Below are 12904 nucleotides of genomic sequence, written 5' to 3' on the forward strand. Positions count from 1 at the left end.
AATCGCTAGAAGTAGCGCGGGAACTTCGACCAGTCCGGGTCGCGCTTCTCCAGGAACGCGTCGCGACCCTCGACAGCCTCGTCGGTCATGTACGCCAGGCGCGTCGCCTCACCGGCGAACACCTGCTGGCCCACCAGGCCGTCGTCCAGCAGGTTGAACGCGAACTTCAGCATCCGGGTGGCCTGCGGCGACTTGCCGTTGATCTCCCTAGCCCATTGCAGCGCAACGGATTCCAGCTCGGCGTGGTCGACGACCTCGTTCACCGCGCCCATCGCGTGCATCTGCTCGGCGTCGTAGGTGCGGCCCAGGAAGAAGATCTCGCGGGCGAACTTCTGCCCGGTCTGGCGCGCCAGGTAGGCGCTGCCGTAGCCGCCGTCGAAGCTGCCGACGTCGGCGTCGGTCTGCTTGAAGCGGGCGTGCTCGCGGCTGGCGAGGGTCAGGTCGCAGACCACGTGCAGCGAGTGACCGCCGCCCGCCGCCCAGCCGTTCACCAGGCAGATGACGGGCTTCGGCATGAACCTGATCAGCCGCTGCACCTCGAGGATGTGCAGCCGGCCGGCCTGGGCGGGGTCGATGCTGTCGGCCGTGTCGCCGGAGGCGTACTGGTAGCCGGTGCGGCCGCGGATCCGCTGGTCGCCGCCGGAACAGAACGCCCAGCCGCCGTCCTTCTCGGACGGACCGTTCCCGGTCAGCAGGACCACGCCCACGTCCGACGACATCCGGGCGTGGTCGAGCACCCGGTACAGCTCGTCGACGGTGTGCGGGCGGAAGGCGTTGCGCACCTCGGGCCGGTCGAACGCGATGCGCACGGTCGGCTGCTTCACCCCGTCGAGCACGTGCCGGTGATAGGTGATGTCGGTCAGCTCGAAACCCTTGACGGGCTGCCACGCGGTCGGGTCGAACGGGTTGTCAGCACTCACGGGAACGACTGTAGAACGGCCGCCCCCGGGTTTCGCATTCCGTACCCAGGGGTACAGATCGCCCGCAACGGCGCGACCCATCGCGCCATGGATGAGGAGGACCACGATGAAGCGGTCAGCAGGTGTGTTGGTCTCGGGCGTGTTCGCGGGACTGATGCTGGTCGGATGCTCCGCCCCGTCCGTGCAGGGTGGCGACACCCCGTGCAAGGACTTCGTCTCGGCCGACGAGAAGACGCAGAACGAAGCCATCAACAAGATGCTCAAGGACGAGAAGGGCGCCGACCCGGCGTCGCTCGAGGTCACCGGTACGCGCCTCGCGGTGCAGACCTACTGCCAGACCGCGGGCACGCAGGACACGCCGATCAAGAACGCGCCGCACCTCTAGGCGGGATCGAACCGAAACACCGCGCAACGCCCGGCGAGAGCTTCGAACTCGCCGGGCGTTCCGTCTGTCACGAGCCCCGACCGCTTCATGAAGCTCACCCCGGTGGGCACCAGCGTCGGGAACTGGCGCAGCAGCGGGCGGGCGTCATCGGCCGACAACTCCACCATCCGCACGGTCTCCGAGCGCTCGCCGGTGGTCAGCGTCGCGGTGTCCGCGGCGCGGGCGTTGCGCTCCCAGTCCGCCCCGGGGAAGCCCGAGACGACGTAGCGCACGCCGTCGACGACCATCGGCGTGATCGGCGTCGAGCGCGGCTTGCCGGACGTGCGGCCGGGCACCGTCAGCACGACGGGGTCGTCGCCACCGAACAGGCCCAGCTTCATCAGGCCCATGAAGACCTTGTTCATCGGCTTGAGCCACCAGGGTGGCGTCGGACGGTGGTCGGCCATGAATTCGAGGTTAGACCTCGACGCCCGCGGACGTGAGTGCGCGAATCAGGCCGTCGGGCCGCGCGGCGACGGGGAGCGGGTCGACGAGCGCGAAGCGGCAGCCGACCGCGAGCGCACCGCCGTCGGCCTCCTCGCTGTCCCCGACCATCACCGCGTCGGCGGCATCGACGCCGAGCCGGGTCAGCGCGGCCTGGAAGATCTCCGGATTGGGTTTCACCGCACCGGTTTCGAACGAGAGGACGAACTCGGTGACCAGGTGGTCGACGCCGTGATTGCGGAACACCGCGCGGATGTCCCAGGCGATGTTCGAGACGACGGCGACCGCGATGCCACGGTCGCGCAGGCGCTGCAGCACGTCGGCGGTGTCGGGGTAGGCCACCCAGTACGCCGGATCGACGGTGCGGGCGTAGAGCTTCCGAGCGTGTTCGTCGGTCAGGCCGGACTCCCGCATCACGTGCAGGTAGGCCTCGCGGTGCAGGTGTGGCTGCAGGTCGCGGTTGATCCAGCTCTCGAACTGCTCGTCGGACATCTCGACGGGCCGGCCGGTCGGCACGGTGAGACGGTGCATCAGCTCGGCGCGGACGTGCTCGTCGACGGCCTTCTCGTCGACGAGGATGTCGGTGAACCAGCTGTCGTCCTCCTCGAGCCGGAACAGGGTTCCGGAGAAGTCGAACAGTGCGGCGCGGGTGGTCATGGCGTCTTCTCTCTACGTGCGCGGGCGGCCTTGTGGTGCATGACCTCTCGCTCGGCGTCGTTGGTGGTCAAGGTGGCGGCGATGTCGAACTCCGCGGCGGCCTCGTCGTGGCGGCCCAGCCGGGACAGCAGTTCCCCGCGCACGCCGGCCACCAGGTGGGAGCCGTCCAGGCCGCGGATGCCGTCGACGATGGGCAGCGCGTCGGCGGGCCCGGTGTGCATCGCGACGGCGACGGCGCGGTTCAGTTCGACGACCGGTGACGGCGCGATCCGCAGCAACGCGTCGTACAGCGTGACGATGCGCCGCCAGTCGGTGCCGGCCGCGGTGGGGGCGACGGCGTGGCACTCGGCCAGCGCCGCCTGCAGCGCGTACGGTCCCCAGCCGGTTCCCTTGGCGCGCAACGTCGTCGACGCACGTTCCAGGGCCGCGACGCCGCGAGTGATCTGCGCGCGGTCCCACCGTGCGCGGTCCTGGTCCTCCAGCAGGATCGGACTGCCGAACGGATCCGTGCGGGCGGCGAACCGGGACGACTGGAACTCCATCAGCGCCACCAGGCCGTGCGCCTCCGGCTGATCGGGGAGCAGCGCCGCCAGTGCCCGACCGAGACGTAGTGCCTCCGTGCAGAGTTCGTCGCGGATCCAGCGCCGCCCGGACGAGGCGGAGTAGCCCTCGTTGTAGATCAGGTAGACGACGCCGAGCACGGCCGCCAGCCGCGACGCGTACTGGGAGGGATCGGGCACCTCGAACGCCACGTCGGCGTCGGCGAGGGCCTTCTTGGCGCGCACGATCCGTTGCGCCACCGTGGCCTTCGGCACCAGGAAGGCGCGGGCGATCTCCTCGGTGGTGAGCCCGCCGACCACGCGCAGCGTCAGCGCGATCTGGTTCTCCCGCGACAGCACCGGGTGCGCGGCGACGAAGATCAGGCGCAGCACGTCGTCGTCGATGTGGTCGGGATCCCACGCCTCGTCGTGCGTGGTCTCGAGGTCGCGAGCCAGCGCCGCATACCGGGCGTCGAGGCGGTCCCGTCGGCGCCAGTGGTCGATCGCCTTGCGTTTGGCGACGGTGGTCAGCCACGCCCCCGCGTTGCGCGGGACGCCGGCGGTGGGCCACTGCTCGAGCGCGTCGACCAGCGCCTCCTGCGCGAGGTCCTCCGCGAACCCGACGTCGCCGACCACGCGGGTCAGCGTCGCGACGATCTTCGCGGCCTCCATCCGCCACACCGCGTCCACGGTCTGGCTCAGGTCGACGGCGGGCACGCGACCATTCTGCCCAGTCCGCTAGACGTAGCGCGCGCGTCCGGCGAACGCGCCGGCGACGATCTGCACCACGTAGACCGCGAGGAACATCACCCACGGCACGGTCCACCCGTGCGTCACGTCGTGCAGCAGGCCGAACAGGAACGGCCCGGTGCCCGCGATCAGGTAGCCGAGGCCTTGCGCCATGCCCGACAGTTGCGCGGTGTCCTCGGCGTTGCGGGCGCGCAGCGCGATGATCGCGAGCGCCATCGAGAACGCGCTCATGCCGACGCCGATCAGCACGCTCCACAGGACGGGTTGCGCGGCCGGCGCCACCATCAGCCCGACGGCGCCGGTCATGCCGAGGACGCCGAGCGCCACCACCCACCCGCTCTGGCTCGGCTTGCGCGCGGCCAGCGGCGAGATGATCAGGGCCACCGGCACGCCGATCAGCGACGTCAGACCGACGAGGAGGCCGGCGGTGGTCTTGTCGATGCCGTTGTCGATGAAGATCTGCGGCAGCCAGCCCATGACGATGTAGGCCATGAAGGCCTGGCAGCCGAAGAAGAGCGTCACCGTCCAGGCGAGCGGGTTGCGCAGCAGCGAGCGCCGCGGCCCCGTCGGTGCGGTGCTGGCCGCCCAGGTCTCGCCGTGCCGCCGCGACGCGGGCATCCACGCCACCAGTGCGACGACGGCGACCACGGCCCACGCGGCGAGCGCGATCCGCCAGCCGCCGAGCGGATCCTCCAGGCCCGGCGTCACGGCCGATCCCAGTGCGCCGCCACCCTGCAGTGCGGCCGTGTAGATGCCGGTCATCAGGCCGACGCGGGCGGGGAACGAGCCCTTGATGACGACCGGGATCAGGACGTTGACCAGTGCGATGCCCGCGCACGCGATGAACGTCGCGCCGAGCACGACGTTGGGACCGTCGAGGACGCGCAGGACCAGGCCCGCGGTCAGTGCCACCAGGGCGCCGGAGATGGTGCGGCCGAGCCCGATTCGCGATGACAGCCACGGCGCGGTCAGACCGGCCGCCGCGAAGCACAGGGCGGGCAGGGTGGTCAGCAGCCCGGCCCAGGTGGCGGAGACGCCGAGGTCGGCGCGCATCTCGCCGAGCAGGGGAGCGACGCTGGTGACGGCTGGCCGAAGGTTCAGCGCGGTGAGGACGACGGCGAGCCCGAGCAGTGCGCCACCCGCGACGGCGGGAACCGCGCCGGCACGCACGTCGGGTGCGAACGCGTCCAACTCCTGCTTGTCACCGGCCACGCTGCTACATTGCCATACATCCCATGATTGGTTGAAAGGACGTCTCCGTGCCGCTGAGCACAGCACGCCGGTCCGGCCTCGTCGAGCAGGTCATCGACCAGCTCCGCGCGTCGGTGGCGGGCGGGGAGTGGCCGGTCGGCGGGCGCATCCCCAACGAGACCGTGCTGGTCGAATCGCTCGGCGTCGGGCGCAACACGCTCCGCGAGGCGGTCCGGGCGCTGGCCCACGCCGGCATCCTCGAGGTCCGGCAGGGCGACGGCACCTACGTCCGCGCGACCAGTGAGGTGTCTGGCGCTTTGCGCCGTCTCTGCGGCGCCGAACTGCGCGACGTGCTGCAGGTGCGGCGGGGCCTCGAGGTCGAGGGCGCGCGTCTGGCCGCCGCCCACCGCACCGACGCCGACGTCTCGGAACTGCGCGCGCTGTTGGCCCGTCGCGACGAGTGCCTGGCGACCGGCGACACCGACGAATTCGCCCGCGCCGACACCGACTTCCACCTCGCCGTCGTCCGCAGCTCGCACAACGCCATGCTCACGGAGCTGTACCGCGGGCTGGTCGAGGCGATTACCGCGAGCGTCGCCGCCACCCACGAGGCGCCGGTCGAGATCGTCGACCACGGCGTGCTGCTCGACCACATCGCGGCCGGTGACGTCGACGCCGCCGCCCGCACCGCCGGCGACCTGCTCGACCGCATCCTCGCCGGCCTGGCCACCTAGCCCGCGCGTTCTCCCCGCGAGCAGTCCGCAAGCGGCTCCAGCAAATGTGCGCACATCGCGGGCGAAAGTGACACGTTTGCGTCTGTTCGCGGGGAAGAGTTGCGAGGACAACCTCACCCGACGCGGCGGTCCGAGCCCTCCCAGAACTGCGCGCGCACGGCCTTCTTGTCCGGCTTGCCGAGCGCGGTCACCGGCACCGAGTCGACGACCACCACCTGCTTGGGCGACTGCACCGATCCCTTGCGCTCCTTGACGGCGGCCTGGATCTCGGCGGTCATGGTGGCGACGGCGGCCTCGTCGGACGGCGCGTCCGGGCGCAGCACGACGACCGCGGTGACGGCCTCGCCCCACTTCTCGTCGGGCGTGCCGATCACGCACACCTGCGCCACCGCGGCATGCTCGGCGATGACGTCCTCCACCTCGCGCGGAAACACGTTGAAGCCGCCGGTGACGATCATGTCCTTCGTCCGGTCGACGATGAACCAGAAGCCGTCCTCGTCCTCGCGGGCCAGGTCACCGGTGTGCATCCAGCCGTCGCGGAACGTCTCGGCCGTCGCCTCCGGCTTGTTCAGGTACCCGCCCGCCAGCAGCGGCCCCGACACGCAGATCTCGCCGACCTCGCCCTGCGGAACCGGGTTGCCGTCCTCGCCGAGCAGCGCGGTGCGGGCGAACAGCGTCGGCTTCCCGCACGACGTCAGCCGCTTGTCATCATGCTCGGCCTTGGCGAGATAGGTGATCACCATCGGGGCCTCGGACTGGCCGTAGTACTGGGCGAAGATCGGTCCGAAGCGGTCGATCGCCTCCCGCAGCCGCACCGGGTTCATCGCGGACGCGCCGTAGTAGACGATCTCCAGCGACGAGAGGTCCCTGGTGTGCGAATCGGGGTGATCCATCAGGGCATAGATCATCGACGGCACCAGCATCGTCGCCGTGATCTTCTGCTCCTCGATGGTCCTGAGCACCTCGGCGGGATCGAACTTGGCCAGCACCACCATCTCGCCACCCTTGACGATCGTGGGCACGAAGAATGCGGCGCCCGCATGCGACAGCGGGGTGCACATCAGGAACTTCGGATAGCTGGGCCATTCCCATTCGGCGAGCTGGATCGTCGTCATCGTGGTCGTGGCCTGCGCCGTCATCATGACGCCCTTGGGCTTGCCGGTGGTGCCGCCGGTGAAGGCCAGCCCGGTGACGGTGTCGGGTTGCAGTTCGGCGGCGGCCAGCGGCTTCGGCGGGAACTTGGCGGCCTCGGCGGTGAGGTCCACCGCGACGTCGGCCAGTTCGGCGGGCACCGGTCCGATGGTCAGCACCTGCTTCAGCGACGGCACCTTCTCGAGCAGTCCGACGGCCCGCTCGACGAACATCGGGTTCGGGTCGACGATCAGCGTCGTGACCCCGGCGTCGGTCAGCACGTAGGCGTGATCGTCCAGAGAACCGAGAGGGTGTAGTGCCACGCGGCGGTACCCCTGCGTCTGCCCGGCACCGACGATCATCAGCACCTCCGGCCGGTTGAGCGCCAACAGACCGGTCGTGCTGCCGGAGCCCGCGCCGAGGGCCTCGAATGCCTGAACGTACTGGCTGATGCAGTCGGCGAGCTGCCCGCCGGTGAGCGTGGTGTCGCCGAGGAACAGCACCGGCTTGTCCTTGTTCCACTGGAGCGCGCGCACGGTGATGTGGCCGGAGTGGATGGGATGACGCAGCAGCGAGTCGGTCATGGCATCAGATTAGAACGTGTTCTAACTTTAGTTTCAAGGGCGAGCGTTTGACGGGCGTGCGGAGTGGGCTTCACTCGACGGGTGAGCGAGAAGCTGCGGTCCGCGATCCTCGACCTGGCTCGCGAGCGTGGACCGGACAAGACGATCTGCCCGTCCGACGCCGCACGGGCGGTCGGCGGCGAGCAGTGGCGCGACCTGATGGACGACGCCCGCGACATCGCGCGCGACCTCGCCCGCCGCGGCGACGTCGAGATCACCCAGAAGGGCACCGTGCTCGACCCGGACCAGCCGTGGCGCGGTCCCATCCGGATCCGCGCCACCTAGCGCAGTCGCGCCACCCCGCTTCGAACCGGAGAGTCACGTCGTGAATGCGCCGCGGCAGCGACGTGACTCTCCAGTTCGGCGGACTCTCCAATTCAGGTTCAGGACCGCGCGAACCGATCCGCGTCCGCGCGCGCCCGGGCCGCCAGCTTCTCGGCCAGGTCCGCCTTCCACGCGATCTCCTTGCGCACCCACGGGTTGTCCATCGGGAAGTCCTCGGTCTCGGACACCCTGCGCACCTCGAGCTTCACGCCGGGCCCCAGCGGCACCTTCAGCGCCCACCGCTTGGCCTCCTCCTTCGACGACACCTCCAGCACCCAGAAGCCGTTGAAGAGCTCCTTGGCCTCGGTGTAGGGGCCGTCGGTCACCACGGGCGGGTCGCTGTCGAAGTCGACGACGAAGCCCTCCTCGGGAACGGTCAGGCCCTCGCCGGCCAGCAGGACGCCGGCCTTCATCAGTTCCTCGTTGAAGCGGCCCATCGACTCGATGATCTGGTCGAAGTCGATCTCCTGCTCGGCCATCATCGCCTCGGCCTCGGGGGCCACCCGCATGATCAGCATGTATCGCGCCATCGTTCTCTCCTTCTGTCGGTGTGGAAGGGGCATCGGTGATCCTGCCCTCATAACCACGTCGAACGGCACCCCCCGAATTCGACACGACGGGCGAACTTTTCGGCGAGAATTCAGCCGTGGCCGCTGACCTCGTCGTTTATGGAACCGTCCTCACCGTCGACGAGAGCAGGCCGACCGCCGAGGCGCTGGCGGCGACCGGCGGCCGCATCGTCGCGGTCGGCAGCCGCGCCGACGTCGCAGCACTCGTCGGGCCCGACACCGAGGTGGTCGAACTCGGCGACGGCTGCGTGCTGCCCGGCTTCGTCGAGGCGCACGGTCATCCGCTGATGGAGGCCATCGTGCTGGCCGACCGCATCGTCGACATCCGGCCCGTCACGATGCGCGCCACGGACGACGTGCTGACCGCCATCCGCGACGAGGTCGCCAGGCGGGGATCCGACGGCGCCTACCTCAACGGCTGGGACCCGCTGCTGCAGGTGGGCCTGCCCGAGCCGACGCTGCAGTGGCTCGACGGCCAGGCCCCCGACACCCCGCTGGTGATCATCCACAACTCCGGCCACAAGGCGTTCTTCAACACCGCGGCGGCGCGCACGCTCGGCCTCGGCCGCGACACCCCCGATCCGAAGGGCGCCTCCTACGGCCGCGACGCCGACGGCGACCTCGACGGCACGGCGGTCGAGTCGGCGGCGGTGTTCTCGCTCATCGGCGGCGTGATGGACGTGGCCGGGTATCCGGCGATGCTGCTCGCCGAGTGCGCGCGGCTGAACCAGGCCGGGCTGACGACGTGCTCGGAGATGGCGTTCGACCCGATGTTCCAGCCGGCGCTCGACGCGCTGCACGACCACCTCACGGTGCGGCTGCGCACCTACGAGATGTCGACGGCGCAGATGACGACGGCAGCCCGCCCGGTCAACGGCGACGACGTGGTCAAGCAGGTGGGCATCAAGATCTGGGTCGACGGGTCGCCGTGGATCGGCAACATCGACCTGACGTTCCCGTACCTCGATACCGCCGCGACCCGGTCGATCGGCGTGATCCCCGGGTCGTGTGGCTGCGCCAACTACACCCGCGAACAGCTCACCGAGATCGTCGCCGCGTACTTCCCGCTCGGCTGGCAGATGGCGTGCCACGTCCAGGGCGACAACGGCGTCGACACCATCCTCGACGTCTATGAGCAAGCGTTGCAGGCACATCCGCGCGACGACCACCGGCTGCGGCTCGAGCACGTCGGCGCCATCACCGACGAACAACTCCGCCGCGCCCACGACATGGGCGTCACGTGCAGCATCTTCGTCGACCAGATCCACTACTGGGGTGACGTCCTGGCCGACGGACTGTTCGGCGAGGAGCACGCATCGCACTGGATGCCGGTCGGTTCCGCGCTCGCCACCGGCATGCGGGTCTCGCTGCACAACGATCCGCCCGTCACGCCGGAGGAGCCGCTGCGCAACATCGGCGTCGCCGTCACCCGCCTCGCGCCCAGCGGTCGGGTGCTCGGGCCGGAGCAGCGGATCACCGTCGACCAGGCCATCCGCGCGCAGACCATCGATGCGGCCTGGCAGTTGTTCTCCGACGACGTGATCGGATCGCTGGAGGTGGGCAAGTACGCCGACCTGGTCGTGCTGTCGGCCGACCCGCGAACGGTGCCGCCGGAGTCGATCGCCGACCTCGAGGTGCGCGCGACGTACCTGGCGGGCCGGCGGGTGCACTCGGCGTGATCGCGCACCCACGGCACGCGGTGCCCGATCCGCTGGCCACCGTCCGCACCCCGCGGTTCTGGCTGACGCCGGTCCTGGTGCCGCTCGTCGTGTTCTCGGCGCTGGCGGCCCTCTACCTCGCGGGCATCCTCAACCCGACGCCGAACCTGCGGAACTTCCCGGTCGCGGTGGTGAACTCCGACGCCGGGCCGTCGGGCGCGGACGTGGTCGACGGGCTGACGTCCGGGCTCGACCCGAAGCAGTTCGACGTCCGGGTGTTGACGCCGGACGAGGCGGCCGATCAGTTGGGACGGGCCCAGCTGTACGGCGTCGTCCAGATCCCCGCGGAGTTCTCGGCCGCACTGCAGGCGCTCGGTCAGAAGGCGACGACGCCGGGCGGCGTCACCCGTCCCGTCATCTCGGTGTCCACCAGTCCGCGAGCCGGCGAACTGGGCGCCAGCATCGCCGGCCTCGCCCTCGCCAAGGCGGTGGAGGAGATCAACGGCGCCATCGGGAAACGACTCTCGCAGCAGGTCGCCCAGGCGAGCGGTGCGCCGCTGTCCGGCGGGGTGGCGCTGGCGCTGTCCGCGCCCGTCGACGTCCAGGTCGGCAGCTACGACCCGCTGCCGGGCGGTACGGGCAACGGCCTGTCGGCCTTCTACTACGCGCTCCTGCTGTTGCTGGCGGGTTTCACCGGCAGCATCATCGTCAGTTCCCTGGTCGACTCCATGCTGGGGTTCGTGCCCTCGGAGCTGGGGCCGGTGTACCGCTTCGCCCGGCGCACCGACATCTCGCGGTTCCGCACGCTGCTGCTCAAGTGGGGGCTGATGGTCGCGGTGGCGCTGCTCACCTCGGCGGCCTACATCGGCATCGCCGCGGCGCTGGGCATGCCGATCCCGAACGGCTGGACGCTCTGGCTGTACGGGGTCTTCACGATCACGGCGGTCGGGGTCACCTCGACGTCGCTGATCGCGGCGCTCGGATCGGCCGGGCTGCTGGTGAACCTGTTCGTCTTCGTCATCCTGGGCCTGCCGTCGAACGGCGCGACCATCCCGTTGGAGGCCGCGCCGACGCTGTTCGGCTGGCTCGCGAGATTCGAGCCGATGCACCAGGTCTTCCTGGGCGCCCGGGCGCTGCTGTACTTCGACGGCCGCGCGGACGCCGGCCTGAGCCATGCGCTGGTGATGACGGCGATCGGACTGGTGATCGGGCTGCTGATCGGTGCCGTCGTCACCCGTCTCTACGACCGCCGCGGCCTTCGCCGGATCCACGACTCCGACACCGCGGCCGACGTCACGGCGAAGTAAGGGGAAAGACACCTCGGGCCGCCGCGTTCGTGGGACGCTTTCGGGCATGTCCGACCTCCCCATTCCGACCTTCCTCGACGAGCGCGTCGCCCACTGGGCCCAGACCAAGCCCGACGACGAGGCCATCACCTTCGCCGACCGCACCTGGACGTGGTCGCAGTGGAACGACCGCATCCGGCGCCTCGCCGGTGCCCTGACCGAACTCGGCGTCGGCCGCGGCGACGTCGTCGCGTTCCTCGACAAGAACCATCCCGCCTGCGTCGAGACGACGTTGGCGGCGGCGTCCATCGGAGCGGCCACGGCGATCATCAACTTCCGGCTCGCCGCCGACGAGATGGACTACGTCATCAACGATTCCGGCGCGAAGGTGCTGATCGTCGGTGCGGAACTGAAGCCCGGCGTGGAGAAGATCCGCGACAAGCTGTCGGCGGTGGAGAAGATCGTCGAGGTGACTCCGGAGGGCGCCGAGGGCGACGAGTACGAGGCGCTGCTGTCGTCGGCGACGCCCGTCGACCGGTCCGACGACGTCGAGCCCGACGACGTCGCCATCATCATGTACTCGTCCGGCACGACCGGCCGGCCCAAGGGCGTCGCGCTGACGCAGGCCAACCTGATCGCCCACACCGAAAGTGCCTTCGAGGGTTGGGAACTCGACGAGGGTGACAAGAACCTCGTCGCGATGCCGCTGTTCCATGTCGGCGGGTCGTCCTACATGCAGCTGGGTCTGCACACCGGCGTGGCCAGCTACATGACGCGTGACGTCGACGGTGCGCAGCTCGCGGGCGGCATCCTGTCCGGTGCCAACCGGACCTTCCTGGTGCCCGCCGTGCTCGCCAAGGTGTTGGAGTCCGGCGAGGACGCCGTCAAGCTGTTCAGCGCCCTCAAGACGTACGGGTACGGCGCGTCGCCGATGCCGCTGCCGCTGCTGCGCAAGGCCCTCGAGGCGTGGCCGGACACGGACTTCATCCAGGCCTACGGTCTGACGGAGGTGGGCGGCGTGATCAGCCTGCTCGCGCCGGAGGACCACCGCAGCGGCAACGAGGAGCGCATGGGCAGCGCGGGACGGGTGGTGCCGGGCGCCGAGGTGCGGGTGGTCGACCCCGACAGCCTCGAGGACGCCGAACCCGGTACGCAGGGCGAATTGTGGTTCAGGACAAAGCAGTTGATGAAGGGCTACCACAACAAGCCCGACGCGACGGCCGAGGCGGTCACGGAGGACGGCTGGTTCCGCACCGGCGACATCGGACGCGTCGACGAGGACGGCTACATCTTCGTCGAGGACCGGCTCAAGGACATGATCATCACCGGCGGCGAGAACGTCTACTCGATCGAGGTCGAGCGCGTGCTGGCTGAACATCCCGCCGTCGCCGAGGTGGCCGTCATCGGCGTGCCCGACGAGAAGTGGGGCGAGGCGGTGAAGGCCGTCGTCTCGCTCGAGGGCGACGCGTCGGAAGCCGACCTCATCGCCTACGCCGCCGAGCGGCTCGCGAAGTACAAGTGCCCCAAGACCGTCGACATCGTCGACGAGTTGCCGCGCAACCCGACCGGCAAGATCCTCAAGAAGGATCTCCGCAAGCCGCACTGGGAGGGCCGCGACCGCGCGACGGTCTAGGAGTTCACCGCGAGATCTGCG

Annotated in this window: 13 protein-coding genes; 6 read left to right on the forward strand and 7 right to left on the reverse strand. The window is 69.9% G+C overall.

Going from position 1 to position 12904, the window contains the following annotated elements:
- Positions 1–5 precede the first annotated feature (5 nt).
- Positions 6–920, reverse strand: a complete 915-nt coding sequence (locus tag AC1MEY_RS27775) for a 1,4-dihydroxy-2-naphthoyl-CoA synthase (RefSeq protein ID WP_480228538.1) — start codon at positions 918–920, stop codon at positions 6–8.
- Between the two features lie 106 nt (positions 921–1026).
- On the opposite strand from AC1MEY_RS27775, the gene AC1MEY_RS27780 reads away from it, so the two are divergent.
- Positions 1027–1305, forward strand: coding sequence for a hypothetical protein (locus AC1MEY_RS27780; RefSeq protein WP_480228539.1), 279 nt, complete (start codon positions 1027–1029; stop codon positions 1303–1305).
- On the opposite strand, the gene AC1MEY_RS27785 is transcribed toward AC1MEY_RS27780, so the two are convergent.
- From AC1MEY_RS27785 to AC1MEY_RS27800, 4 genes are all read right to left on the reverse strand, one after another.
- Complete coding sequence (locus AC1MEY_RS27785; RefSeq protein WP_480228540.1) at positions 1302–1751, reverse strand: nitroreductase/quinone reductase family protein; 450 nt, start codon at positions 1749–1751, stop codon at positions 1302–1304. The genes AC1MEY_RS27780 and AC1MEY_RS27785 overlap by 4 nt on opposite strands.
- 10 nt (positions 1752–1761) lie before the next feature.
- Positions 1762–2445 carry an HAD family hydrolase gene (locus AC1MEY_RS27790; RefSeq protein WP_480228541.1) on the reverse strand — a complete coding sequence of 228 codons (684 nt, stop codon included), beginning with the start codon at positions 2443–2445 and terminating at the stop codon, positions 1762–1764.
- Positions 2442–3656, reverse strand: a complete 1215-nt coding sequence (locus tag AC1MEY_RS27795) for an RNA polymerase sigma factor (RefSeq protein WP_480231707.1) — start codon at positions 3654–3656, stop codon at positions 2442–2444. Before AC1MEY_RS27795 ends, AC1MEY_RS27790 begins: the two co-directional genes overlap by 4 nt.
- Positions 3657–3722: 66 nt before the next feature.
- A complete protein-coding gene (locus tag AC1MEY_RS27800) occupies positions 3723–4946 on the reverse strand; it encodes a CynX/NimT family MFS transporter (RefSeq protein WP_480228542.1) in 1224 nt (407 codons plus the stop codon).
- 47 nt (positions 4947–4993) lie between these two features.
- Here AC1MEY_RS27800 and AC1MEY_RS27805 point away from each other — a divergent pair, with 47 nt between their 5' ends.
- Positions 4994–5659 carry a FadR/GntR family transcriptional regulator gene (locus AC1MEY_RS27805; RefSeq protein ID WP_480228543.1) on the forward strand — a complete coding sequence of 222 codons (666 nt, stop codon included), beginning with the start codon at positions 4994–4996 and terminating at the stop codon, positions 5657–5659.
- 113 nt (positions 5660–5772) lie between these two features.
- On the opposite strand, the gene fadD8 is transcribed toward AC1MEY_RS27805, so the two are convergent.
- Complete coding sequence (gene fadD8 / locus AC1MEY_RS27810; protein ID WP_480228544.1) at positions 5773–7374, reverse strand: fatty-acid--CoA ligase FadD8; 1602 nt, start codon at positions 7372–7374, stop codon at positions 5773–5775.
- An 81-nt stretch (positions 7375–7455) separates the two neighbouring features.
- Between fadD8 and AC1MEY_RS27815 the strand changes: the two genes are divergently transcribed.
- Positions 7456–7698 (forward strand): DUF3253 domain-containing protein, encoded by a 243-nt coding sequence (locus tag AC1MEY_RS27815; RefSeq protein WP_480228545.1) that lies wholly within the window; start codon positions 7456–7458, stop codon positions 7696–7698.
- A gap of 98 nt (positions 7699–7796) precedes the next feature.
- Here AC1MEY_RS27815 and AC1MEY_RS27820 read toward each other — a convergent pair whose 3' ends face one another.
- Positions 7797–8267, reverse strand: coding sequence for a YciI family protein (locus AC1MEY_RS27820; protein ID WP_480228546.1), 471 nt, complete (start codon positions 8265–8267; stop codon positions 7797–7799).
- Positions 8268–8383: 116 nt separating this feature from the next.
- Between AC1MEY_RS27820 and AC1MEY_RS27825 the strand changes: the two genes are divergently transcribed.
- From AC1MEY_RS27825 to AC1MEY_RS27835, 3 genes are read left to right on the forward strand one after another with little or no spacing between them, the layout of a single operon-like run.
- The gene (locus AC1MEY_RS27825) at positions 8384–9985 is read left to right on the forward strand and encodes an amidohydrolase (protein ID WP_480228547.1); all 1602 of its coding nucleotides are present in this window, start codon (positions 8384–8386) and stop codon (positions 9983–9985) included.
- Complete coding sequence (locus tag AC1MEY_RS27830) at positions 9982–11271, forward strand: YhgE/Pip domain-containing protein (protein ID WP_480228548.1); 1290 nt, start codon at positions 9982–9984, stop codon at positions 11269–11271. The genes AC1MEY_RS27825 and AC1MEY_RS27830 overlap by 4 nt, the downstream gene beginning before the upstream one ends.
- 46 nt (positions 11272–11317) lie before the next feature.
- The gene (locus AC1MEY_RS27835) at positions 11318–12883 is read left to right on the forward strand and encodes a long-chain-fatty-acid--CoA ligase (RefSeq protein ID WP_480228549.1); all 1566 of its coding nucleotides are present in this window, start codon (positions 11318–11320) and stop codon (positions 12881–12883) included.
- Positions 12884–12904 lie beyond the last annotated feature (21 nt).

The sequence above is a fragment of the Mycobacterium sp. PTI7 genome, assembly GCF_056679845.1.